The organism is Methylobacterium sp. CB376 (assembly GCF_029714205.1).
Classification (GTDB): domain Bacteria; phylum Pseudomonadota; class Alphaproteobacteria; order Rhizobiales; family Beijerinckiaceae; genus Methylobacterium.
Genome location: NZ_CP121648.1, coordinates 5,568,543 through 5,592,444 on the forward strand (window position 1 = coordinate 5,568,543; position 23,902 = coordinate 5,592,444).

Annotated in this window: 19 protein-coding genes; 9 read left to right on the plus strand and 10 right to left on the minus strand. The window is 72.9% G+C overall.

Features of this window, described 5'->3' with window-relative positions:
* Positions 1 to 301 precede the first annotated feature (301 nt).
* Positions 302 to 2,281 carry a methyl-accepting chemotaxis protein gene (locus tag QA634_RS25615; RefSeq protein ID WP_012334806.1) on the plus strand — a complete coding sequence of 660 codons (1,980 nt, stop codon included), beginning with the start codon at positions 302 to 304 and terminating at the stop codon, positions 2,279 to 2,281.
* A gap of 162 nt (positions 2,282 to 2,443) precedes the next feature.
* Here the strand turns inward: QA634_RS25615 and QA634_RS25620 are convergent, their stop codons facing one another.
* Positions 2,444 to 3,370 (minus strand): LysR family transcriptional regulator, encoded by a 927-nt coding sequence (locus tag QA634_RS25620; RefSeq protein WP_012334807.1) that lies wholly within the window; start codon positions 3,368 to 3,370, stop codon positions 2,444 to 2,446.
* Positions 3,371 to 3,541: 171 nt separating this feature from the next.
* On the opposite strand from QA634_RS25620, the gene QA634_RS25625 reads away from it, so the two are divergent.
* Positions 3,542 to 3,940: a DoxX family protein gene (locus QA634_RS25625; protein ID WP_012334808.1), complete on the plus strand. Its 399-nt coding sequence runs from the start codon at positions 3,542 to 3,544 to the stop codon at positions 3,938 to 3,940.
* A 42-nt stretch (positions 3,941 to 3,982) separates the two neighbouring features.
* Here QA634_RS25625 and QA634_RS25630 read toward each other — a convergent pair whose 3' ends face one another.
* Entirely contained in the window at positions 3,983 to 5,485 is a 1,503-nt protein-coding gene (locus QA634_RS25630; RefSeq protein WP_012334809.1) for a leucyl aminopeptidase, read from the minus strand.
* A 257-nt stretch (positions 5,486 to 5,742) separates the two neighbouring features.
* Here QA634_RS25630 and lptF point away from each other — a divergent pair, with 257 nt between their 5' ends.
* The 5 genes from lptF to rsmA are packed head-to-tail and all read left to right on the plus strand — an operon-like array spanning position 5,743 to position 12,573.
* Positions 5,743 to 6,909 carry an LPS export ABC transporter permease LptF gene (gene lptF / locus QA634_RS25635; protein WP_012334810.1) on the plus strand — a complete coding sequence of 389 codons (1,167 nt, stop codon included), beginning with the start codon at positions 5,743 to 5,745 and terminating at the stop codon, positions 6,907 to 6,909.
* Positions 6,910 to 6,916: 7 nt separating this feature from the next.
* Complete coding sequence (lptG, locus tag QA634_RS25640) at positions 6,917 to 8,005, plus strand: LPS export ABC transporter permease LptG (RefSeq protein WP_012334811.1); 1,089 nt, start codon at positions 6,917 to 6,919, stop codon at positions 8,003 to 8,005.
* A 44-nt stretch (positions 8,006 to 8,049) separates the two neighbouring features.
* Positions 8,050 to 10,665 (plus strand): LPS-assembly protein LptD, encoded by a 2,616-nt coding sequence (locus QA634_RS25645; protein WP_043701601.1) that lies wholly within the window; start codon positions 8,050 to 8,052, stop codon positions 10,663 to 10,665.
* Positions 10,666 to 10,690: 25 nt separating this feature from the next.
* Positions 10,691 to 11,704: a 4-hydroxythreonine-4-phosphate dehydrogenase PdxA gene (gene pdxA, locus QA634_RS25650; protein WP_012334813.1), complete on the plus strand. Its 1,014-nt coding sequence runs from the start codon at positions 10,691 to 10,693 to the stop codon at positions 11,702 to 11,704.
* A gap of 11 nt (positions 11,705 to 11,715) precedes the next feature.
* Positions 11,716 to 12,573, plus strand: coding sequence for a 16S rRNA (adenine(1518)-N(6)/adenine(1519)-N(6))-dimethyltransferase RsmA (rsmA, locus tag QA634_RS25655; protein ID WP_012334814.1), 858 nt, complete (start codon positions 11,716 to 11,718; stop codon positions 12,571 to 12,573).
* Between the two features lie 177 nt (positions 12,574 to 12,750).
* Here rsmA and QA634_RS25660 read toward each other — a convergent pair whose 3' ends face one another.
* The 8 genes from QA634_RS25660 to QA634_RS25695 form a co-directional block, all read right to left on the minus strand.
* A complete protein-coding gene (locus tag QA634_RS25660; protein WP_012334815.1) occupies positions 12,751 to 13,701 on the minus strand; it encodes a TIM44-like domain-containing protein in 951 nt (316 codons plus the stop codon).
* 205 nt (positions 13,702 to 13,906) lie between these two features.
* Positions 13,907 to 15,037 carry an ATP-binding protein gene (locus QA634_RS25665; protein WP_012334816.1) on the minus strand — a complete coding sequence of 377 codons (1,131 nt, stop codon included), beginning with the start codon at positions 15,035 to 15,037 and terminating at the stop codon, positions 13,907 to 13,909.
* 139 nt (positions 15,038 to 15,176) lie between these two features.
* Positions 15,177 to 15,530, minus strand: a complete 354-nt coding sequence (locus tag QA634_RS25670) for an SUF system Fe-S cluster assembly protein (RefSeq protein ID WP_012334817.1) — start codon at positions 15,528 to 15,530, stop codon at positions 15,177 to 15,179.
* Between the two features lie 8 nt (positions 15,531 to 15,538).
* Positions 15,539 to 16,780, minus strand: a complete 1,242-nt coding sequence (locus tag QA634_RS25675; protein ID WP_012334818.1) for a cysteine desulfurase — start codon at positions 16,778 to 16,780, stop codon at positions 15,539 to 15,541.
* 143 nt (positions 16,781 to 16,923) lie between these two features.
* A complete protein-coding gene (locus QA634_RS25680) occupies positions 16,924 to 18,243 on the minus strand; it encodes a SufB/SufD family protein (RefSeq protein WP_012334819.1) in 1,320 nt (439 codons plus the stop codon).
* A 2-nt stretch (positions 18,244 to 18,245) separates the two neighbouring features.
* Positions 18,246 to 18,998, minus strand: coding sequence for a Fe-S cluster assembly ATPase SufC (sufC, locus tag QA634_RS25685; protein ID WP_012334820.1), 753 nt, complete (start codon positions 18,996 to 18,998; stop codon positions 18,246 to 18,248).
* Between the two features lie 126 nt (positions 18,999 to 19,124).
* A complete protein-coding gene (sufB, locus tag QA634_RS25690; RefSeq protein ID WP_012334821.1) occupies positions 19,125 to 20,594 on the minus strand; it encodes a Fe-S cluster assembly protein SufB in 1,470 nt (489 codons plus the stop codon).
* Positions 20,595 to 20,662: 68 nt separating this feature from the next.
* The gene (locus QA634_RS25695; RefSeq protein WP_012334822.1) at positions 20,663 to 21,838 is read right to left on the minus strand and encodes a cysteine desulfurase family protein; all 1,176 of its coding nucleotides are present in this window, start codon (positions 21,836 to 21,838) and stop codon (positions 20,663 to 20,665) included.
* A gap of 260 nt (positions 21,839 to 22,098) precedes the next feature.
* On the opposite strand from QA634_RS25695, the gene QA634_RS25700 reads away from it, so the two are divergent.
* Both QA634_RS25700 and QA634_RS25705 read left to right on the plus strand, forming a co-directional pair.
* Positions 22,099 to 22,758 carry an alpha/beta hydrolase gene (locus tag QA634_RS25700; RefSeq protein WP_012334823.1) on the plus strand — a complete coding sequence of 220 codons (660 nt, stop codon included), beginning with the start codon at positions 22,099 to 22,101 and terminating at the stop codon, positions 22,756 to 22,758.
* Between the two features lie 150 nt (positions 22,759 to 22,908).
* Positions 22,909 to 23,898, plus strand: coding sequence for an endonuclease domain-containing protein (locus QA634_RS25705; protein ID WP_012334824.1), 990 nt, complete (start codon positions 22,909 to 22,911; stop codon positions 23,896 to 23,898).
* The last annotated feature ends 4 nt before the right edge of the window (positions 23,899 to 23,902 follow it).

Here is a 23,902-nt window from a genome sequence, read left to right on the forward strand (position 1 = left end):
CGGCGTGACGAAGCAGGTCTCAGGCACGGCTTCTCTATGATGCCACGCGGCGCGACGGTCTTTGCTGCGACGCAACATGGACCCCGGAACTCTCACCCAGGAGAGACCGGCGCCCATAACCAGACTGCCAAGATAACGCTATCTTAGGACTCGTCACGTCTGATGGCCGGGCCTGATGACGCAAGGTTCGTCACTGAACAATCCGAACCGTCGACTTTTTGAAATAATTCCCAACCTGCGGTCCGGGGCCTCCCCGGCAGCCGAAATCCCCCGACGCGGAACACAGAGCAGAGCAGCGACCATGATGGTTCGACGATTCCTGGGGAGACTGTCGATCGGCGGCCGCTTGACCGCGGCCCTGCTGGCCTGCTCGCTCGCGGCGGTGGCGGTCATCGGTGCCGCGGCGTACCGGCAGCAGCGGGACGCCACCGACCTCGCCGTGGCCGCGGCCCTGGCCGAGCGCTACAAGTCCGTCACGGCCGCGATGGCCGACCGCACGCAGCGCGCCCTCGGCGTCGCCCTGACCCTCGCGCACGACCCCGCGGTCGCGGAGGCGCTGCGCCGCGACGATCGGACAGGCCTGCTGGAGCGCTACCGGCTCCTGTTCGAGCCTCTGAGCGCGGGCCTGAACCTGTCCTTCATCACGATCCACCGGGCCGACGGGACGGCCTTCCTGCGCTACCACGCGCCCGGCACGTTCGGCGACTCGGTCCTGGCGCGCCGCGGCACCGTGCGGGACGCGGTCGCGGCGATGCGCCCTGTGAGCGGCGTCGAGCCCGGCCGCGAGACCATCGCGATCTTCGCGGTCGCCCCGGTCCGCGAGGCCGGCGCCCTGCGGGGCGCGGCGGATGTCGGCCTTCCCTTGGGCGAGCCCTTCCTCGCCGAGATGAAGGGGCAGTACGGGGTGAACCTCGCCATGCACCTCGTGAGGGACGCTGCGGTCACGACGCTCGCCGCCACCTTCCCGGGCAGGACGCTCCTCGATCCGCAGGGCCACGCCGCCGCGATGGGGACCGGGATGCACTGGCGGGAGGCGACCCTCGACGGGCGTCCGGTCGCCGTGATGGCGGGCCCCCTGCGCAACTATGCCGGACAGGCGATCGGCACGATCGAGATGGCGCTCGACATCTCCGACTTCATCGCGGCGCGGCGCGCGGCGATGCTCACGCTGGTCACCGTCCTCGCCGCGGTGGCCGCCGCCGGCGGCCTGGTCGCGCGGCGCGTCACGCGCCACCTCGTGGGGCCGATCCGGGCCATCACCGGAACGATGCACGACCTCGCCGGCGGCCGCCTTCGCACCGAGATCCCGTCGACGGAGCGCCCCGACGAGATCGGCGCGATGGCCCGCTCGCTCCAGGTCTTCCGCGACCAGCTGATCGAGGCCGAGGCGCTGCGCGGCGCGCAGGCCGAGGGGCTCGCCGACCGCGAGCGGCGGACCGCCGTGATCGACGACCTCGTCAAGCGCTTCGACGCGTCGGTGGAGGCCGTGCTCTGCCGCGTCTCGGCGGCCGCGACGGAGCTGCAGGCCACGGCCGGGCAGCTGACCGCCACGGCGGGGGGCACGGCCCGGCAATCCGCCGCGGTGGCGCAGGCCGCCGGCGAGGCCGCCCAGAACGTCGTCACGGTCTCGGGCGCCGCCGAGGAGCTCGCATCCTCCGTGAGCGAGATCGCCCGCCAGGTCGAGCGCACCGAGAGCATGGCGCGGGGGGCGGCGACGGAGGCGACCCAGGCCGGCGCCATCGTCGCGGACCTCTCGAACGCCGCGAACAAGATCGGGGAGGTGATCGGGCTCGTCTCCGGCATCGCGCAGCAGACGAACCTGCTCGCGCTCAACGCGACGATCGAGGCGGCCCGGGCCGGCGAGGTCGGCAAGGGTTTCGCGGTGGTCGCCGCCGAGGTGAAGGCGCTGGCGGCCCAGACCTCCCGCGCCACGACGGAGATCGGCGAGCAGGTGGTGTGGATCCAGACCTCCACCGGACGGGCCGTCGAGGCGATCGGCCGCATCGCCCAGACGATCGGCTCCCTCAACGAGACGACGCAGGCGGTGTCCGGCACGATGCGCCAGCAGCACGCGGCGACCGGCGAGATCCTCGGGGCGGTGACCTGCGCCTCCGGCCGGACCAGCGAGGTGACGGCGACGATCCGGGAGGTCTCGGACGCCGCCGCCCATACGGGGGGCGCGGCGGGCCAAGTGCTGGACGCCTCCTCCGAGCTCGCGGCGCAGACCGAGACCCTGCGCGGGCAGGTCCAGAGCTTCCTCGCCGCCTTCCGGGCCGCCTGAGGGCGCGCCCGCCGGGCCGCCTGAGGGCGCGCCCGGACGCTCGCGTCGCGTCGCCGGCGAGACGACCTCGCTCGCCCTGCAGGGCGTAGGATCCCGCTCTCCGGCCCTCCGTTCCGCACGGTCTCGGCGGCCGGATCCTCCGTCACGCTGGAGAACGCCGCCTCATGAGGCGGAGGCCGCGAGGTGGTCGCGCAGCAGGGTGGCGGCCGGCGAGAGCCGGCCGGGCCGCGTCACCAGCCGCAGCTCGCGCCGCGCCCAGGCATCGGAGAGCGGGACGGCGACGAGCTGCATCGCGGCGCCGAACAGGCCGACGACGCGCTCCGGCACCACCGCGAGGCCCATATCGGCCTGGACCATGCGGCAGACCGCGTCGAAACCGGGGACGTGCACCCGCAGCCTGAGCGGGCGGCCGACGCGCTGCGCCTCGGCCCGCACGCTGTCGTGGATCGAACTCGCCGCGTGCAGGCCGACGAAGTCGTGGTCGAGCGTCTCCGCGAAGGCGAGCTCGGCCCTGTCCGCCAGGGGATGCCCGGCCCGCATCACCACCACCAGCCGGTCGCGGCGGTAGAGGTGGGTGGCGAGGCCCTGGGCCGGCACGCTGGCCGAGCAGATCCCGATCTCGGCCGCGCCCTCGGCCACGCCGCGCACCACGCCGGTGCTGGGGCGCTCCTCGAGGTCGATGCGGATGGCGCCCTGCGCGGCCAGGAAGGCGCGCAAATCCTCGGGCAGGAACTGCACGATCGCCGAGAGGTTCGCGAGCATCCGGACGATGCCGCGCACGCCCTTGGCGTGCTCGGCGAGTTCGAGGGCGATCCGGTCCGCGCTCGCCAGCATGCGGCGGGTGTGGTGCAGCAGCGTCTCGCCGGCCGGGGTCGGCCGCATGCCCCGCGGCTCGCGGGTGAGCAGCGCGCAGCCGAGGGCGTGTTCCAGCTCGGCGAGGCGCTTGCTGACCGCCGAGGGGGCGATGGCGGCGCGGCGCGCGGCGCCGTTGAGGGTGCCCTCCTCGCAGATGGCGGCGAAGAGCCGGAGCGTCTTCAGGTCGAGGCGGCTCAGCGTGGCGGCGGCGGGGTGGTCTCCGGGAGCGGCCATGGGCCTCCAGGCGGCGGGCGGGACGGCGCGGGCCCGCCATCGTCGCCGCGCGCGGGGCGCCGGTCCAGCCCGGCGGCCGCCCGCGACGCAACACGGCACGACATCCCGCCGCAACGCGCGCGCCCTAGGCCTCCCCGCCCGGGCCGCCACTGGCCCCGGAGGGAGATCGCGATGAACGCCACACGACGCGGGATGCGGACGGGGAGCTTGGTGCTGCGGGGCCTGATCACGGCCGTCTTCGTGCTCGCGGCCGGAATGAAATTCGCCGCGGTCCCGTTCGAGGTGTCGGGCTTCCTGCGCTTCGGCTACCCGCTCTGGTTCATGTACGCGGTCGGCGCGGCGCAGCTCGCCGGAGCGGCGCTGCTCTGGATCCGGGGCGCGACGGCCCTCGGCGCTTTCCTGCTCGCGGCGATCATGGCGGGCGCGGTCGGGAGCCACCTGCGGGCGGGCGACCCGCTGCCGATGGCCCTCCCCGCGCTCGTGCTCCTCGTCCTGCTCGCCGGCCTGACGTGGTCCCGCCGGCACGAACTCGTCGCGCCGCGGCCGCGCGTGGCGGCCGAGCGGGCCTGATCGCCGTCCCGGTCCGGCGGGCCGCGCCCGCCGGGGCGGAGCTCAATCCTCGTAGTGGTCGCGCACCAGGCGGTCGAGGAGGCGCACGCCCCAGCCCGACCCCCAGGAGCGGCTGATCTCGCTCGACGGCGCGTTCATGCCGACCCCGGCGATGTCGAGATGCACCCAGGGCACGTCGTTCACGAAGCGCTTGATGAACTGCGCCGCCGTCGCCGAGCCGCCGTGGCGCCCGCCGGTATTCTTCATGTCGGCGAATTTCGAGTCGATCAGCTTGTCGAAGCCCGGAGCGAGCGGCATGCGCCAGACCTTCTCGCCCGTCGCCTCGCCGGCCGCCGACAGCCGCGCCGCGAGTTCGTCGCTGGTGCTGAACATCCCGGCGTATTCCTGGCCGAGCGCGACCAGGATGGCGCCGGTCAGCGTCGCGAGGTCGATCATGAACTTCGGCTTGGCCTCCTGCTGGACGTAGGTGATCACGTCCGCCAGGACGAGGCGGCCCTCCGCGTCGGTGTTGATGATCTCGATCGTCTGGCCGGAGAGCGAGGTGACGATGTCGCCCGGGCGCTGGGCCTTGCCGTCGGGCATGTTCTCGACGATGCCGATGGCGCCGAGCGCGTTGACCTTGGCCTTGCGGGCGGCGAGGGCCTGCATCAGCCCGACCACGCAGGCGGCGCCGGCCATGTCGCCCTTCATGTCCTCCATGCCGCCGCTCCCCTTGATGGAGATGCCGCCGGAATCGAAGCACACGCCCTTGCCGATGAAGGCGACCGGCGGCTCCGAGGGATCCTCGGCGCCGTTCCAGCGCATGATGACGGTGCGCGCCTCCTTGCCCGAGCCCTGCGCCACCGCGAGGAGCGCGCGCATGCCGATCCGGCGCATCGCCTTCTCGTCGAGGACCTCGACGGCGATTCCGAGCTTCGCCAGCGGCTCGGTGCGCCGGGCGAACTCCTCCGGGTCGAGGACGTTCGGCGGCTCGTTGACGAGTTCGCGGGCGAGGATCACCCCGTCCGCCACCGCCTCGGCGGCGCGCAGGAGCTTCTTGAGCGCGCCGGGCTCGGCCGTCAGCACCGTGACCTTGGCCCCGCCGGCCTCCTCGCCCTCGCCCTTCTTGCTCTTGTAGCGGTCGAACTTGTAGGCCCGCAGGCGCAGGCCGAGGGAGAAGTCCGCCGCCGCCTCGGGGGTCGGGGCCCCGCCGGCCCAGTCGAGGACCACGACGGCCTGCCGCCCGCCGACCTTGCCGGCCACGACGCCGCCCAGCGCGGCCCAGTCGAGCTTGGCCCGCTCCGCCTCGGGCCCGAGCCCGACCACGACCAGCCGGTCCGCCCGCAGCCCTGCCGGCGCGGTCACCGCGATGGCGCTGTTCGCCTTGCCCTTGAAGCGCTCGACGGCCGCCGCCCGCGCCAGGATGTCGCCGGCCCCGGCGCCCGCCACCTCCGCGGCGCGGGCGGAGAGGGCGAGATCCTCGCCGACGAACACGACGAGGTCGCTGCCCTGCTCGGCCCTGGCCGATCCGAAGGACTCGAACGCGATGCTGATGCCGTCCGCCATGACGCTGCTTTCAATCCCTTGGGAAACCCGGAGGCGCCGGAAAGCCCCTGTGTAGCCAAGGCCCGCGCCGGAAGGCAACGCGCCGCCCGCGCGTCGCCCGGCCGCGCATTCGCCGCGCCCGGCATGCCGAGGCACGCCGGACACAGGAGCGCCCGCAAAAGGCCGCGTTCCGGGTGCTTCCATCGAAAGCGCTTGTGCGGGGAAGCCCCCCGGCTTAACGCAGGAGCCGCGGAAGGGGGCCCGACCGCACCGAGCCGATGAAGCAGATCGAGCGATACATCTTCCGCATCGCCCTCGGCGCCTTCCTGGCCTGCCTGGCGGGCCTCACCGGCGTGATCTGGGTGACGCAGGCCTTGCGCGAGCTCGACCTCGTGACCGCCAAGGGCCAGACCGTGCTGATCTTCTTCCTGATCACCGGCCTGTCGATCCCGGCGCTCCTCACGGTCGTGGCGCCCGTCGCCCTGTTCATGGCGGTGGTGCACGCGCTCAACCGCCTCAACGGCGATTCCGAGCTGATCGTGATGAGCGCGGCCGGGATGTCGCCGCGCCAGCTCCTGCGCCCCTTCCTGACCCTGGCGCTGATCGTGAGCGCGGCGCTCGGCTTCCTGACCATCCAGGTGCTGCCGTCGAGCTTCCAGGAGCTGCGCGACCTCCTCACCCGGGTGCGCGGCGACTTCATCGCCAACGTCGTGCAGGAGGGGCAGTTCACCAGCCTCGACAACGGCATCACCTTCCACTTCCGCGAGAGCGCGCCGGGCGGCGTGCTGCTCGGCATCTTCATGCAGGACCGCCGGGAGGCCGGGCGCAGCGTGACCTACCTGGCCGAGCGCGGGCAGGCCCTCGACCTCGACGGGCAGACCTACCTCGTCCTGGAGAAGGGCAGCATCCACCGCCAGCAGCAGAACAGCCGCGACGCCTCGATCATCAGCTTCGCGCGCTACGCGGTCGACCTCGCGGCCTTCACGCCGCCCGACACGGACACGGTCTACAAGCCGCGGGAGCGCTCGACGGCGCAGCTGCTGTTCCCCGACCCGAACGAGCACTACTACAAGCTGGTGAAGGGGCGGTTCCGGGCCGAGCTGCACGACCGGCTCACCAGCTGGCTCTACCCGCTGGCGATGGCGCTGATCGCCTTCGCGGCGCTCGGCGACCCGCGCACCACCCGCCAGGGGCGGGGGCTCGCCATCGCCGCGGCGGTGGCGGCGGTGGTGGCGCTGCGGATCGCGGGCTTCGCGGCGGCGAGCGCGGCCGTGCGCAGCCCCGGGGCCGCCGCCGCCCTCTACGCGGTGCCCCTCCTCGCCGGCCTCGCGGCGCTGCTCGTGGCCTTCCACGGCAACCGGGTGCGGGCCTTCAACGCGGCCCTGGCGCTGCGGCTGCGCCACGTCGGGGCCGGGCTGCCGCGGCTGCGGCCGAGCCACGGCTGAGGCCGCCATGCTGATCGGCGCCACCCTCGGCCGCTACATCGCGGCCCGCTTCCTGCGCATGATCGCCGGGGTGTTCCTGACGGTCTTCGCCCTCGTCTACACCCTCGACTTCGTCGAGCTGATGCGGCGCGCCGGCGAGGCGCCCGGGGCGAGCGCGCTCACGGTCGCGCATCTCTCCCTGCTGCGCACGCCCGCGGTCGCCGAGCAGATCATGCCCTTCGCGATCCTGTTCGGCGCGATGGGGGCGCTGCTCCAGCTCAGCCGCAAGCTCGAACTGGTGGTGGCGCGGGCCGCCGGCATCTCGGCCTGGCAGTTCCTGCAGCCGGGCGTGCTCGTCGCGGTGGGGATCGGGGCCCTGATGGTCGGGGCCTACAACCCCCTGGCGGCCTCCCTCAAGCAGCGCTCGACGCAGGTCGAGGCCCGGATCTTCGCCCGCTCCACCAAGGGGGGCCTGAGCAACGACCTCTGGATCCGCCAGCGCAGCGTCGACGGGCAGGCGATCGTGCGGGCGAGCACCGCCATCGAGGGCACGACCTCGCTCGCGGGCGTCACGATCTTCACCTTCGACGCGCAGGGCGCCTTCGGCCAGCAGATCGAGGCCCGCCGGGCCACCCTGCACGACGGCTACTGGGAGCTGCAGGACGCGCGCGTCCTCACTCAGGATTCGGGGCCCGAGAGCTACGACACCTACCTGGTCGCCTCGAACCTCGCCCCGAGCCAGGTCCGCCAGCGCGTCACGCCCCCGGATTCCGTGCCTTTCTGGCAACTGAGCGAGACGATCGCGCGCAGCGAGCGGGCCGGGCTCGACGCCGCGCGCTATCGTCTGCAGCGGGCGGTGCTCCTCGCCCGGCCGATGCTGTTCGTCGCGATGGTGCTGGTGGCCGCCTCCGTTTCATTAAGATTCTTCCGCTTTGGTGGCATCGGCAGGATGGCGCTGGCGGGTGTGGCGGCGGGCTTCGCGCTCTACGTCGCCCGGCAGGTCATGGAGGGCCTCGGCGCCTCGGGGATCGTCGCGGCCCCCGTGGCGGCGTGGTTCCCGGCCGTGGTAGGGAGTCTGCTCGGTACGCTCGCGCTTCTGTACCAGGAGGATGGCTGATGCCTTCCCCTCGGACGGGCGACGCGACGGCAACGGGTGCGGGGATGGGTCGAGTCGTGCGTAGGAGCGCCCTCCGGGTGGCCTCCCCGGTGCTGGCGACGCTGCCGGCCCTCGCCCTGGCGGCGGGGCTGCCGGACGCGGCGCGCGCCCAGCCCACCCTCAACGACCGCATCAACGCGGGCGCCTCCAAGAGCGCGAACCAGCAGCGCCTCCTCGTGGAGGCGCAGGAACTCGTCTACGACAACGACCGCAACACGGTCTCGGCGGTCGGCAATGCCGAGCTGCATTACGGCGCCCGCACGCTGCTGGCCGACCGGGTGCGCTACGACCGCGACAGCGGCCGGGTCTTCGCCGAGGGCAACGTCCGGCTCACCGACGAGACCGGCGCCGTCGTCACCGGCGACCGGATGGAGCTGACGGACGATTTCCGCAACGGCTTCATCGACTCCCTGCGCCTGCAGCAGACGATCTCGCCGCGCGGGCGGGTGGCGCGGGTGCGGTTCTCGGCCCCGCGGGCCGAGCGGGTCGACGGCGAGACCACCACCTTCGAACGCGGCACCTACACGGCCTGCGAGCCCTGCAAGGACCATCCCGAGCGCCCGCCCCTCTGGCAGGTCAAGGCCGCGCGGATCATCCACAACAATCAGGAGCGGCGCATCTACTACGAGGATGCCTCGATCGAGATCGGCGGCATCCCGGTCGCGTACCTGCCCTACTTCTACACCTCGGACCCGACGGTGCGGCGCGAGACCGGCTTCCTCACGCCCCACTTCGTGAATTCGAGCGTGTTCGGCTACGGCATCGGCACGCCGTTCTTCTGGAACATCGCGCCCGACTACGACCTGACGGTCACGCCGACCTTCTCGACCAAGCAGGGCGTGCTCGGCCAGCTGGAGTGGCGCCAGCGCCTCGCCAACGGCTTCTACAACCTGCGGCTCAGCGGCATCTTCCAGTCGACGCCGAGCGTCTTCCTCGCCTCGCCGCTCGGGCCGGGCGACCGGGAATTCCGCGGCTCGATCGAATCGGCGGGCCAGTTCTACCTGAGCCCGCAATGGCGCGCGGGCTGGGACGTGGTCGGCGTCACCGACAAGTGGTTCCTCGACAATTACCGCATCCGCAACCAGGCCATCTCCACCGACTATTTCCGCGAGGCGGTCTCCACCGCCTACCTGATCGGCCAGGGCGACCGCTCCTGGTTCGAGGCGCGGGCCTACTACTTCAAGGGCCTGTCGACCTACGACTGGCAGAAGCAGCAGCCGATCGTCGCCCCGGTGATCGACTACGACAAGCGCGTCAACGGCCCCGACCCGCTCGGCGGCGAGGTGCGCGTGCAGATGAACTTCCAGAACCTGACGCGCGACGCGACCCAGTACCAGGAGGTGCCGCGCACCCGGTCCTACCTGCTGTCGCCGAGCCTCTACGGGATCTCCTACCCGCTCTACCCGACCTGCACGGTCTTCGAGCGCGGCCAGTGCGTGGTGCGCGGCCTCGCCGGCACCGACACCCGCCTCTCCACCCAGGTCTCCTGGCGACGGGAATTCATCGACGAGTTCGGGCAGGTCTGGCAGCCCTTCGCGTACCTGCGCACCGACGCCTTCTACGTCGACCCGAACACGAGGTCGTACCAGAACAGCCAGATCACCAACCTGTTCTCGCCCGACGTCGACTTCTCCGGCCGGGTGACGCCGGCGGTCGGGCTGGAATACCGCTACCCGTTCGTGGCCGATCTGGGCGGGCTCGGGGTGCACACGGTGACGCCGATCGCCCAGGTGATCGCGCGGCCGAGCGAGACGCATATCGGGCGGCTGCCGAACGAGGACGCCCAGAGCCTCGTCTTCGACGACACCTCCCTGTTCCAGTGGGACAAGTTCTCGGGCTACGACCGCGTCGAGGGCGGCGTGCGCGCCAATCTGGGCGCCGAGTACGCCATCACCACCCGGACGGGCTTCCACCTCAACGCCATGTTCGGCGAATCGATCGCGGTGGCGGGCGTGAACTCCTTCCGGCGCGGCGACATCGCCAATGTCGGGCTGAATTCGGGGCTGGAGACCCAGGGCTCGGACTTCGTGTCCCGGCTCCAGGTCTCGCCGAACCAGAACATCAGCTTCATCACCCGGGCGCGCTTCGACAACGACACCTTCGCGCTCAAGCGGCTGGAGACCGGCATCTTCGCCAAGCTGTCGCCCTTCCTGCCCCTCGACACCTCGCTGCTCTACGCCCGCTACGCCGCCCAGCCGGCGCTCGGCTACGATTACCGGCGCGAGGGCATCCAGGCCGCGGCCACCTACAGCATCACGCCGAACTGGTTCATCACCGGCTCGCTGCTCCTCGACCTCTCGCACTACCTCGAAGTGCGCGACCAGTACGCCGCCTCGCTCGAGGCCTACCTGCTCAACCCGGTCGGCACGCCGCCGGTCTACGCCAAGGGTAACAAGTTCTACGTCTCGTCGGCGCAATTCGGGTTCGGCTACCGGGACGAGTGCACGACCGTGTCGCTGAGCTACTATACCTCGCCGATCGAGACGGCGGTGGGCCTGCGCGAGCGGAACCAGACCGTGCTGCTGCGCCTTGAGCTGCGCACGCTCGGCGAGGCGAACCTGCGCCAGAACCTGAATTCCAGCACGACCACGGACGGGATCGCCACGACGACGGTGCGGTGACGGCCCGGCCGGCAGGAGACGCGCCATGCGCCAGATCCTCGCCCTGACCCAGGGCGACCCGGCGGGCATCGGCCCGGAGATCGCGCTCAAGGCCTGGGCCTCCCGCGAGGCGGCGGGGCTGGCGCCCTTCGTGCTGATCGGCGACCCGGACTTCATGGCGGAGCGGGCCGCGCGCCTGGGCCTCGCCGTGCCGGTCGCGGCCGCCGCGCCCGAGGAGGCCGCCGCCGCCTTTTCCCGGGCGCTCCCGGTCTGGCCGCTGGGCGAGCGGGTGCGGGCCGAGCCCGGCCGCCCCGACCCGGCGACGGCGCCCGCGACCCTGGCCTCGATCGAGGCGGCGGTGCGGCTGGTGCGCGAGGGCCGGGCGGCGGCCCTGGTCACGAACCCGATCGCCAAGCACGTGCTCTACGCGGCGGGGTTCCGCCATCCCGGCCACACGGAGTACCTCGCCGCCCTCGCGGCGGGGCCCGACGGCGTCGCGCCGCGGCCCGTGATGCTGCTGTGGTCGGAGCTGCTGGCGGTGGTGCCGGTGACGATCCACGTGCCCCTGCGGCAGGTGCTGGAGCTGCTGACCGAGGACCTCGTCGTCGAGACGGCCCGCATCGTCGACCGGGATCTGCGGGCGCGGTTCGGCCTCGCGCGGCCGCGGCTGGTCCTGGCCGGCCTCAACCCGCACGCGGGCGAGGAGGGCGGCATCGGCCACGAGGACAGGGACGTGCTCGCCCCGGCGGTGGCGCGGCTGCGCGCCGAGGGGATCGAGATCCGCGGCCCGCTCCCCGCCGACACGCTGTTCCACGCCCGGGCGCGGGCCGGCTACGACGTCGCCCTCGCCCCGACCCACGACCAGGCGCTGATCCCGATCAAGACGCTGGCCTTCGACGAGGGGGTGAACGTGACGCTCGGCCTGCCCTTCCTGCGCACCTCGCCGGACCATGGCACGGCCTTCGACATCGCCGCGCGCGGCATCGCCGAGCCCGCCAGCCTGATCGCGGCGCTGCGCCTCGCCGGGCGCCTGGCGGCGGCCGGCCGCCCGGCCGCGTGAGCGCGGACGGGATGAGTGCGGACGCGGTGAGCGCGGACGGGCTGCCTCCCCTGCGGGAGGTCGTGCGGGCGCACGACCTGATGCCCCGCAAGGCGCTCGGCCAGAACTTCCTGTTCGACCTCAACCTGACGGGCCGGATCGCGCGCGCGGCCGGGCCGCTCGCGGGCGTGACCGTGGTGGAGGTCGGCCCGGGACCGGGCGGGCTCACCCGCGCGCTCCTCGCCGAGGGCGCGGCCCGGGTGGTCGCGATCGAGCGCGACGAGCGGGCGCTGCCGGCCCTGGCCGAGATCGCCGCGCATTACCCGGGCCGGCTCACCGTGGTCCAGGCGGACGCGCTCGCCTTCGACCCGCGCCCGCTCGTCGGCGCGGGGCCGGCGCGGATCGTGGCGAACCTGCCCTACAATGTCGGCACGGCGCTGCTGACCGGCTGGCTCGCCGCGGAGGCGTGGCCGCCCTGGTTCGACTCGCTGACCCTGATGTTCCAGCGCGAGGTGGCCGAGCGCATCGTGGCCGACGAGCGCGACCGGGCGAATTACGGGCGGCTCGGGGTCCTGTGCGGCTGGCGGACGCAGGCGCGCATCCTGTTCGACGTCCCGCCCTCCGCCTTCGTGCCGCCCCCGAAGGTGACGTCGAGCGTGGTGCGGCTGGTGCCGCGCGCCGCGCCCCTGCCCTGCCGGGTGCGGGCGCTGGAGGCGGTGACGGGCGCGGCCTTCGGCCAGCGCCGCAAGATGCTGCGCCAGAGCCTGCGGGCCGCGACGCCGGATCCCGGCCCGCTCCTCGCCGCCGCCGGCATCCCCGAGACGGCCCGGGCCGAGGAGGTGCCGGTGGCGGGCTTCGTGGCGATGGCGCGGGCGCTCGCGCCGCCGTGAGCGCCCGTCGGCGAGGGCGGCCCGCCGGCGGAGCCTCGGCCGTCAAGAAGGCGCGGGTCGGCGGCAGGACCGCGACGAGCCGGATCGGCGTCGCGAACAGCGCGGACGAGGCCGGTCGCGGGAGCGGAGGATGCCCCGAACGGCGAGGGCGGGGGCCTGCGGGCCCCCGCGCGCCGGTCAGCGGGTCTGCTGGATCGCCGAGAGCAGCCAGGGCCCGCCGCGGTCGCGGCGGAAGGTCCAGATCTCGACCGCCTCCGGATCGCCGTTGGCGACGACGCGGCCCGAGCCGCGCTCCACGGTCACGTCGCGCAGGGCGTAGCGCATGGCCACCGTGGCGTAGTCGGTCGGGCCCTCGCGCCACGCCTCCGACAGGTCGCCCTGCAGGAGCTTCACGTCGGCGATGCGGTTGATCACGCCGCGGGCGGCGTTGGCCTGCAGCTCCTCGGTGAAGTAGCCGGCCATCTCGGGCGTCGCGAGGCGGCGGAGCGTCCCCACATCCTCGGCGCCGTAGGCGAGCTGGATCTGGGTCAGGGAGCGCTCGAAGGCCTCGAAATCGGCCGGGCTGATGCCGACCTGATCGCGCTGCGGCGGCCCGGCCGGGCGCGCGCCGCCCCCGCCGAGGCCCGTCATCGGGTTCGGGCCCGGAGGCGGGCCGGAGCGGGCGTAGCCGCCGGCCATGGCCGGCTCGGCCTGGCGCCGCCGGAAGAAGCGCACCGCCAGCATCACGAGGCCGACCAGCAGGCCGACCTGGAGCAGGAAGCCCAGGAAGGAGCCGAAGCCGCCGATGCCGCCGAAGAAGCCGCTGCCGAGGAGCGCGCCGAGCAGGCCCGCGCCGAGAAGGCCGGCGAAGAAGCCGCCGCCGAAGCGCGGCCGGGCCGGCTGCGGCGCGTAGCCGGGATTGTTCATGGTCGGGCCGGGGGCCGTCTGCGAGCGCTGGATCGGGCCGGACATGCCGGGAGCCGTGGTGGTCGGGGCCGGCGCCGAGTAGGTGCGCGAGCCGCGCGAGCCCATCCCGGAGCCCGACGAGCCGCCTGGACGCGCCTCGCCGGCCGTCGACGCCACGGCCATCAGGGCCGCGAGACCGAGGGCCGCCGCCGTCCGGCGGCCGCGGGAGAAGGTGGTCATCATCGGTTCAATTCGCCTCACGCAGTCTACTCGGGCGAGGATCGCCCTCGCAGGATATGGGGAGCGTCGCTTCGCAGTAAAAGGGAGGGCGCGGGGCGCCCCACCCAGCGTCTAGGGTGGTCCGAGATGCGCACCATCTGCGAGGGCGGGCAGTTCCGCCAGGACGAAATTTTTTTCGCCCCCCGGATTAACCCGGACGTGTTCTTCGTCAGGCCGCGGCCCCGGGACGGGGCGGGCGGGGCGGATCGGCGGCCGGGAAGCTGAGGCGCAGAATCGTGCCCTCGCCGAGGGTGCTGCGCAGCCCGACCGCGCCGCCCTGGCGCTTCATCAGCGCGTGGAGGATGGCGAGCCCGGTGCCGCGGCCGGGCTCGCGGGTGGTGAAGAAGGGTTCGAGGGCGCGGGCCAGCACCTCGGGGGGCATGCCGCTGCCCGTATCGGCGATGGTCAGCACCACGTGGCGGCCGAGGGTGCCGTCCGCCGCGACGCCCTCGCCGCCGTGGTTGGCGGTGGTCAGGGTGACGCGGCCGCCCTCCGGCATCGCCTCGCGGGCGTTGGTGAGCACGACCGCGAGGATGAACTCGGTCTGGACCGGGTCGAGGCAGGCCGGCCACAGCGCCTCGTCGAGGGCGAGGGTGAGCGCGACGCCCTCGCCCAGGATCGCGCGGGCGCGGGGCTCGCAGCCGCGCAGGAGGGCGTTGAGGTCGGTCGCGCGCGGCTCCGGCCGGTGCTTGCGCGAGAAGGCGAGGAGGTGGCGGGTCAGGGCCGAGGCGCGCTCGGCCGCGTCGGTGGCCCGGGTGAGCGCGCGCTGCACGAAGGGGTCCGGGTGCTCGCCGAGGCGGCGCTTCAGGCCGTCGACGTAGCCGACCAGGATCTGCAGCAGGTTGTTGAACTCGTGGGCGACGCCGTTGGTGAGCTGGCCCAGGGCCTCGCGCCGCTGCGCCTGGGCGAGGGCGGATTCGAGGTCGCGGCGGCGGGAGACGTCGAGCCACTGGACGAGGCGCAGGTCCGGCGCGCCGTCGATGGGCGAGAGGTGGAGCGAGGCCCAGAAGCTGCACCCGTCGCGGCGGCGCAGGAGCAGGTCCGCGCTCGCGGCCGCGTCGCCGCGCAGGAGCGCCCGCAGGGCGCCCGCATTCTCCGCGTCGGCGCCGAGGGCCGCGAGGGCCTGCCCGGCGAGGGCCTCCGGCTCCTCGCCGAGGGCGCGGGCGGCGGCCGCGTTCGCCCGGCGGATCGCCCCGTCGCGGCCCAGCAGCAGCGACGGCAGGGGCGAGGCGCCGAGCGCGGTCCATATCAGGGCGAAAGGGGCCTCCGGCGCAGCCTCGGGCGCGAGCAGATCCGACACGTCAGCCCCTCGCTGGCGGCGGTGGCGGACCCGCCGCGCGTCGTTCCGGCGCGGCCGGCGGCCGGCCGCGCCCGGATCCTACGCCGGCGCCGGCGGCCAGGCGAGTCGCCGCGACCGGGCGGGTCGCCGCGACCGGCCGCTACCACATGTCGAGGGCGACGCGGGCCTCGTCGGACATCCGGCTCTGGTCCCAGGGCGGGTCGAACACCATGGTGACGGTGCAGCCCTGCACGCCCGGCACGGCCGCGACGGCGTTCTCCACCCAGCCCGGCATCTCGCCCGCGACCGGGCAGCCCGGGGCGGTGAGCGTCATGTCGATCGCCACGTGGCGGTCGTCGCTGATGTCGACCTTGTAGATCAGGCCGAGCTCGTAGATGTCGGCCGGGATCTCCGGGTCGTAGACGGTCTTGAGGGCGGCCACGATGCCGTCGGTGAGCCGGTCGAGCTCGTCCGGCGGCAGGGCGGAGCCGGTCTCTGGCGCGGTGTCGGTCATCGGGGTCCCTACGCGAACATCATCTCGGCCTTGGCGAGCGCCGCGACCAGCGCGTCGACCTCGTCCCGCGTATTATACAGTCCGAACGAGGCGCGACAGGTCGATGTGGTGCCGAAACGACTGAGCAGCGGCATCGCGCAATGGGTGCCGGCCCGCACCGCCACGCCCTGGCGGTCGATCACCGTGGCGATGTCGTGGGCGTGCGCGCCCTTCATCTCGAAGGAGATCACCGCGCCCTTGGACCGCGCCCGCCCGATGATGCGCAGCGCGTTCATCTCCGAGAGGCGCTGATGCGCGTAGGCCGAGAGGGCGGCCTCGTGCGCGGCGATCCTCTCGCGGCCGAGATTCATCATGAATTCGAGGGCGGCCCCGAGGCCGACCGCCTCGACGATCGCCGGGGTGCCGGCCTCGAAGCGGTGCGGCGGCTCGTTGTAGGTGATGGCGTCCTCGGTGACGGTCTGGATCATCTCGCCGCCGCCCTGGTAGGGGGGCAGGCGCTCCAGCCACTCCTTCTTGCCGTAGAGCACGCCGATGCCGGTCGGCCCGTAGACCTTGTGGCCGGTGAAGACGAAGAAGTCGCAGCCGAGATCCTGCACGTCGATGCTCTGGTGCACGGCGCTCTGGGCGCCGTCGAGGAGCACCGGCACGCCGTGCGCGTGCGCGATGCGCACGATCTCCTTGGCGGGGGTGATCGTGCCGAGCACGTTCGACATGTGGGTGATGGCCACCATGCGGGTGCGCGGCGTGAACAGCTTCTCGAAGGCCTCGACCAGGAAGTTGCCCTCGTCGTCGACGGGCGCCCACTTGATCACCGCGCCCCGGCGCTCGCGCAGGAAGTGCCAGGGCACGATGTTGGAATGGTGCTCCATGATCGACAGGATGATCTCGTCCCCCTCCCCGATCAGGCCGGCCCAGCCCATCGACGAGGCGACGAGGTTGTAGGCCTCGGTGGCGTTGCGGGTGAAGATGATCTCGTCCGTCGAGCGGGCGTTGAGGAACAGCCGCGCGGTCTCGCGGGCGCCCTCGTAGCCCTCGGTGGCGGCGTTCGCCATGAAGTGCAGGCCGCGATGGACGTTGGCGTAGGCCGTCTCCATCGTGCGGGTCATGGCCTCGATCACCACCCGCGGCTTCTGGGCCGAGGCGGCGTTGTCGAGGTAGACGAGGGGCTTGCCGTAGACCGTCCGCGACAGGATCGGGAATTCGGCCCGGATCGCCGCGACGTCGTAGGGCGGGAGGACGGGTGCGTTCATCGCGTGTCGCTCTCTGGTCTCCGGGGCCGGGATGGCCTTCCCGGGAACGGGACCGCGCGGACTCGCCTCACCCGCTCCGGGGAGGCTCCCGCGCGATCCCGGCGCTCACCGCCGCGCGGCGAGCCAAGTCTCCGCCGCGGCGCTCATCGCCGCGCGGCGAGCCAGGTCTCCACCGCGGCGATCATCGCCGCGCGGGCGCCCTCGTGGGTGACGGCCTCGATGGCCTCGCCCAGGAAGGCCTGGATCATCAGCCCCTCCGCCTCGGCCCGCGGCAGCCCGCGCGCCATCAGGTAGAAGAGCAGGTCCTCGTCCGGCGCCCCGCAGGTCGCGCCGTGGCCGCAGGCCACGTCGTCGGCGAAGATCTCCAGCTCCGGCTTGTTCATCATCTGCCCCTCGTCGCTGAGGAGGAGGCAGTCGGACTTCATCTTGCCGTCGGTCTTCTGGGCGACCTGCGCGACGATGATCTTGCCCTGGAACACGCCGGTGGCGTCGCCGTCGATCACGGTCTTGAACTGCTCGCGGCTGATGCCGCCGGGGGCGGCATGGTCGGCGAGCAGCGTCGAATCCCCGAGCTGCCCGTCCTTCAGCATGGTGGCGCCGTTGACCTGCGCGGTCGCCTCCGCGCCGGCGAAGAGCAGGAAGATCTGGTGGCGCGCGAAGGCGGCTCCGGTCGCGACGTTCACGGTCTCCAGGTGCGACTTGGCCCCGAGCTTGACCGAGAGGGTCGAGAGGGCGACCGCCCCGCCGCCCTCGCGGTTGAGCCGCGCGTGCCGCAGGGTGGCGCCGTCGCCGACCACCGCGTCGAGGGCGTCGTTCGGCTGGTAGCCGACGCCGTCCGGCCCCTCGTGGCTCTCGACCAGGGTCAGCGCCGCCCCCCCCTCCAGCACCACGAGGGTGCGGGTGGCGGTGGAGAAGGCCTCCGCGCCGGTGCCGACGAAGCGCAGGTGCAGCGGCCGCTCCGGCCTGGCGCCGGCCGTGACCCGGATCAAGGCCCCGTCCGCCATGAAGGCGGTGTTGAGCTGGTAGATCGGATTGTCGCGGGCCTGCGCCACCGGCGTGAACTCGGCCGTGAGGGCGTGGCCGTCGGTCAGCGCCTCGACCAGGGGCACGACCTCGACGCCGTCCGGCATCGCGCCGAGATCCGACAGGGCCGGGACGAGGTGGCCGTTGACGAAGGTCAGCCGCGCCGCCTCGACGGTGGCGAAGCCCTCCGCCCGCACGATCGCGGTGCGGGCCGCCTCCGGGCTCGGCGGCTCGGCGGGCGCCGCCGCCTCGCGCAGGGCCGCCCTGAGGTCGGAATACTTGAAGGCCTCGACGCGGCGATGGGGCAGGCCCGCCGCCTCGAAGAAGCGGAAGGCCTCCTCGCGGGCGATGGCCGAGCCCGGCAGCTTCAGGCGCCGGACCTGGAACAGGGCGGCGAGGCCGGTCTCGGCCGCATTGCGCAGGGGGGTGATCTCCGCCATGGTCACGCCGCCTCCGCGCCGCGATACTCGGCGTAGCCGCTCGCCTCGAGTTCGAGGGCGAGTTCCTTGCCGCCCGACTTCACGACCCGGCCCTGGGACATCACGTGCACGGTGTCGGGCACGATGTGGTTGAGGAGCCGCTGGTAGTGGGTGATGACGAGGAAGCTGCGCTTGGGGTCGCGCAGGGCGTTCACGCCCTCGGAGACGATGCGCAGGGCGTCGATGTCGAGGCCGGAATCGGTCTCGTCGAGGACGCAGAAGCGCGGCTCCAGCAGCGCCATCTGGAGGATCTCCATGCGCTTCTTCTCGCCGCCGGAGAAGCCGACGTTGAGGGCGCGCTTGAGCATCTCGCGGTTGATCTCGAGCCGGTCGGCGGCGCCGTAGACGCGGCGCATGAAGTCGGGCGTGGACAATTCGTCCTCGCCGCGGGCCTTGCGCTGCGCGTTCAGCGCCGCCTTGAGGAAGGTCATGGTGGCGACGCCCGGGATCTCCAGCGGGTACTGGAAGGCCAGGAAGATGCCGGCGGCGGCGCGCTCGTCGGGGGCCATCTCCAGGATGTTCTCGCCGTCGAGCAGCACCTCGCCGTCCAGCACCTCGTAATCGGCCTTGCCGGCGATCACGTAGGAGAGGGTCGACTTGCCGGAGCCGTTCGGGCCCATGATGGCCGCGATTTCACCGTCGGCCACCGTGAGGTCGAGGCCGTTGAGGATGCGCTTGTCCTCGATCTGGACGACCAGGTTCTTGATTTCGAGCATGAATCTTCACCGTTCAGGGGGACGGCCGGGAGCAGGGCGGCCATCCGCGGAGGGGCCGGGAGGCGGCACCCGCCGGGGGGACCGGAACCCGGCGGGTCGAGGCGGAGCGGGGCGCGGGGCCCGCCCTCACCCCACCGAGCCTTCGAGGCTGATCGAGATCAGCTTCTGTGCCTCGACCGCGAACTCCATGGGCAATTGCTGCAGCACGTCGCGCACGAAGCCGTTCACGATCAGCGCCCGCGCCTCCTCCTCGCCGAGGCCGCGCTGCTGGCAGTAGAACAGCTGCTCCTCGGAGATCTTGGAGGTGGTCGCCTCGTGCTCGAACACCGCGCTGGCGTTCTTCGACTCGATGTAGGGCACGGTGTGCGCCCCGCACTGGTCGCCGATCAGCAGCGAGTCGCAATTGGTGAAGTTGCGGGCGTTGCTGGCCTTCTTGTGCGCCGAGACGAGGCCCCGATAGGTGTTCTGCGAGCGCCCGGCCGAGATGCCCTTCGAGATGATCCGGCTCGTCGTGTTCTTGCCGAGATGGATCATCTTGGTGCCGGAATCGACCTGCTGCATGCCGTTCGAGACCGCGATCGAGTAGAACTCGCCGCGCGAGCCGTCGCCGCGCAGGATGCAGGACGGGTACTTCCAGGTGATCGCCGAGCCGGTCTCGACCTGCGTCCACGAGATCTTGGAATTGGCGCCGCGGCAATCGCCGCGCTTGGTCACGAAGTTGTAGATGCCGCCGCGGCCCTGGGCGTTGCCCGGGTACCAGTTCTGCACCGTCGAGTACTTGATCTCGGCGTCGTCGAGGGCGACGAGCTCGACCACCGCGGCGTGGAGCTGGTTGTCGTCGCGGCGCGGGGCGGTGCAGCCCTCCAGGTACGAGACGTAGGAGCCCTTGTCGGCGATGATCAGCGTGCGCTCGAACTGGCCCGTGTCGCGCTCGTTGATGCGGAAGTAGGTCGACAGCTCCATCGGGCAGCGCACGCCCGGCGGGATGTAGACGAAGGACCCGTCCGAGAACACGGCCGAGTTGAGCGTCGCGAAGAAGTTGTCGGTCACCGGCACGACCGAGCCGAGGTACTTGCGCACGAGGTCGGGGTGCTCGCGCAGGGCCTCCGAGATCGGCATGAAGATGACGCCGGCCTTGGCCAGCTCGGCCTTGAAGGTGGTCGCCACCGAGACCGAGTCGAACACGGCGTCGACCGCGACGCGGTTCTCGGGCGCGATGCCCTCCAGCGCCTCGACCTCGCGCAGCGGGATGCCGAGCTTCTCGTAGGTCTTCAGGATCTCGGGATCGATCTCATCGAGCGACTGCGCCGCCTTCCGCTTCGGGGCGGCGTAATAGTAGAGGTTGTCGTAGTCGATCCTGTCGTACGAGACCCGCGCCCAGTCCGGCTCGCGCATCGTCAGCCAGCGCCGATAGGCGTCGAGGCGCCATTCCAGCATCCATTCCGGCTCCTGCTTCTTGGCCGAGATGAAGCGGATCACGTCCTCGGAGAGGCCCTTCTCGGACTTCTCCATCTCGATCGTGGTCTCGAATCCGTACTTGTACTGATCGACGTCGATGGCGCGAACGCGATCGACCGTCTCCTGCACTGCAGGCATTCCCGTCTCCTACCGCTGACGGCTTCAAGGGCCGCGGGTTGATGACACGGCCGGTGCGGGGTGCGCGGTCACGCGGCCCTCTCCCGACGCTTATATAGGGTGGCCAGCAGCCGATCGAAGACCGACAGGAACCGATCCCCGTCCGCCTCCCGGCTCGACCACCCGAAACTGACGCGCAAGGCGCATGCCGCCAGGCCGGCGGGGACGCCCATGGCGGCGAGGACCGTCGAGCGCCCGACCTTGCCCGAGGCGCAGGCCGAACCCGACGAGACCGCCACCCCGCCGAGGTCGAAGGCGATGAGCGCGGTCGCCGCCTCCAGCCCCGGCACCCCGAGGCAGGCGGTGTTGGGCAGGCGCGCCGCGCCCGCCCCGAAGATCACCGCGTCCGGCGCCCGGGCGCGGATCCCCGCCTCGAGGGCGTCGCGCAGCCGCGCGAGCCGCGCCGCCTCGGCGGCGAGCCCGCGCGCCGCGATCTCCGCCGCCACGCCCATCCCGACGAGGCCGGCGAGGTTCTCGGTGCCGCCCCGCAGCCGCGCCTCCTGGCCGCCGCCGCGCACGAGACCGCCGTCGAGCGCGACGTCCTCGGCCAGGACCAGGGCGCCCACCCCCTTCGGGCCGGCGAACTTGTGGCCCGAGAGCGTCAGCGCGTCGAGTCCGGAGCCGGCGAAATCCAGCGGAATCCGCCCGGCCGCCTGGACGGCGTCGCAGTGGACCAGGGCGGCGCCGTGCCGCCGGGCCAGGGCGACCACCGCGGCGAGGGGCTGGAGCACCCCGGTCTCGTTGTTGGCCGCCTGCAGGGAGATCAGCACCCCCTCCCCGGCGAGCGCCGCGAGGCGCGCCTCGAGATGGGCGAGGTCGACGACGCCCGCCGCGTCGACCGGCAGGATCTCGGCCGAGGCGGCCGGGAAGCGGTGGCCCGCCAGGATGCAGGGATGCTCCGTCGCCCCGACCAGGAGCCGGGTCGGGGCGGGCGCGCCGCGCCGCGCCAGGGCGCCGGAGAGCGCCGCGTTCGCCGCCTCGGTGCCGCCGCTCGTGAAGGTCACGCGGGCGGGCGCCGCTCCGACGAGGCCCGCCACCCGCGCGCGGGCGGTCTCCAGGGCCGCGCGGGCGGCCCGCCCCTCCCGGTGCACCGAGGAGGGATTGCCGGGAAGGTCGAGGAGCGCGCGCGCGACCGCCTCCGCCACCTCCGGTCGCACCGGCGCGGTCGCGTTGTGGTCGAGATAGACGCGGTCTGCTGCCTGCACCTGCCGATTTCCTTTGCCTTGCCCCCCGGGAGCCGTGCTAAGGCGCCGTCGACACACGCGTTCCGCACGCCGCCGGGCGGCTGGCGCGAGGGCCGCGAATGGGCCGGACACGGGCTTTTTAGAATTGTTCTAACGCGGTAGAACCATTCTAAGGGTGCTTGTAGGGGAGCCTCCCCCCGAGTCAAGGCTCCGGCCGACCCGCCGCATTCGCGCTGCCCGCATGCCTCGCCCGGCCGATCGCTCGTTGAAGGGGTTCACGCATGCCCGAGGTCATCTTCGCCGGCCCGGCCGGCCGCCTGGAGGGACGCTACCAAGCTCCCAAGCAGAGGGGCGCCCCGATCGCCATCGTGCTGCACCCGCACCCGCAATTCGGCGGCACGATGAACAACCAGATCGTGTATAACCTGTTCTATACTTTCGCGAATCGCGGCTTCGCGACGCTGCGCTTCAACTTCCGCGGCGTCGGGCGCAGCCAGGGCTCGTTCGACCACGGGGCGGGCGAATTGTCCGACGCGGCCGCGGCCCTGGACTGGGTGCAGGCGGTGAACCCGGAGGCGCGGGCCTGCTGGATCGCCGGCGTGTCGTTCGGCTCCTGGATCGGCATGCAGCTCCTGATGCGCCGGCCGGAAGTGGAGGGCTTCATCTCGATCGCCGCCATGGCGAACCGCTTCGACTTCAGCTTCCTCGCCCCCTGCCCGTCCTCGGGCCTGTTCGTGCACGGCTCCGAGGACCGGGTCGCCCCGGCCCGCGAGGTCATGCCGGTGATCGAGAAGGTGAAGACCCAGAAGGGCGTCGTGATCGAGCACCAGATCGTCGAGGGCGCCAACCACTTCTTCGACGGCAAGATCGACGAGCTCGGCCAGACGGTCGAGGCCTATCTCGACAAGCGGCTCGGCAAGCGGGACGAGGCCGCCGCCTGACGGGGCGCCGCGCAACCTGAAGGCGCGCACAACCTAGGATTACGTCCGCCCCTTGCCGAATAACCGTCGGTTCGCTAGGGACGGGGAATGCGGGACCGAGGGGCGCCAGGGCGCCCGGCGCGACCCCGCCTGTCCGATCCGGCGGGCCGAATGGCGCAGCGAGCAGCGACCCCGACCTCCGCGCGCCCCGCCCCGGGGCTCGGGCCGGACGAGGTCGCCGCGCGGGTCGCGGAGCTCGCCCCGGGCCGGCGGCTCACGCTGACCGGGCTCGGCCGGGAGACCCTGCGCGCGATCCTGGCCGAGGGACCGGCGGGCCGGCGCAGCCTGCTCTTCCTCGCGCCGGGCCCGGTCGCGAGCGCCGAGGCGGTGCTCGACCGGATCCTCGACGACCTCGCGGACCTCGCCCTGGCCCGCTGGCCGGACTGGCCCCCGGACGAGGCTCCGGCCGCGACGCCCGTCTCGGGCCCGTGGCGCAGGGCCGCGGCGAAATGCGCCGCGTCCGGTCGCCCGCCCCGCTTCCGCCGCTGCGCGCGGGCCTTCGAACTCGCCCAGCTCCTGCCCGTGATCGATCCCGGCGGCGTGATCCTGGCGGCGGAGATCGACCCGGTCTCGCCGGCGCGGGCCGCCCCGGTGATCGCCGCCCTCGAAGGCTGCCTCCTGCACGGGGCGGCCGGCCTGTTCGTCCTCCCGGCCGCGCCGCCGCCGGTCCCGCCCTACGACCGCATCCTCTACGGCGCCCTGGCGGCGGCGGCGCCCGCGGAGCCCGCCCGCGCCCGCTTCCTGCCGCCCTCCCGCGCCCATCCGGCGAGCGGGACGGAGCGGCGCCTGGAGGAGGCCCTGCGGCGCGACCCGGAGCTCGGCCCGCTCTTCTCGGGCAACGAGCCCGTCGCGCTCGCCGGCTACGGCGCGCCGCGGGTCGATCAGCTCTGGCAGTCGGGCCGCGTCGTGGTGGAGATCGACGGGCCCGAGCACCGCGGCGAGGCGCGCTTCGCCGAGGACCGCCAGCGCGACTACGAGCTCCTGGTGGCCGGCTACCTCGTGCTGCGCCTCACCAACGCGCAGGTCGAGACCGACCTGCAGCGGGCCATCGAGAAGATCCGCGCCGTCGTGCGGTTCCGGCGGGCGCAAGGAGAGGCTTGAGCGG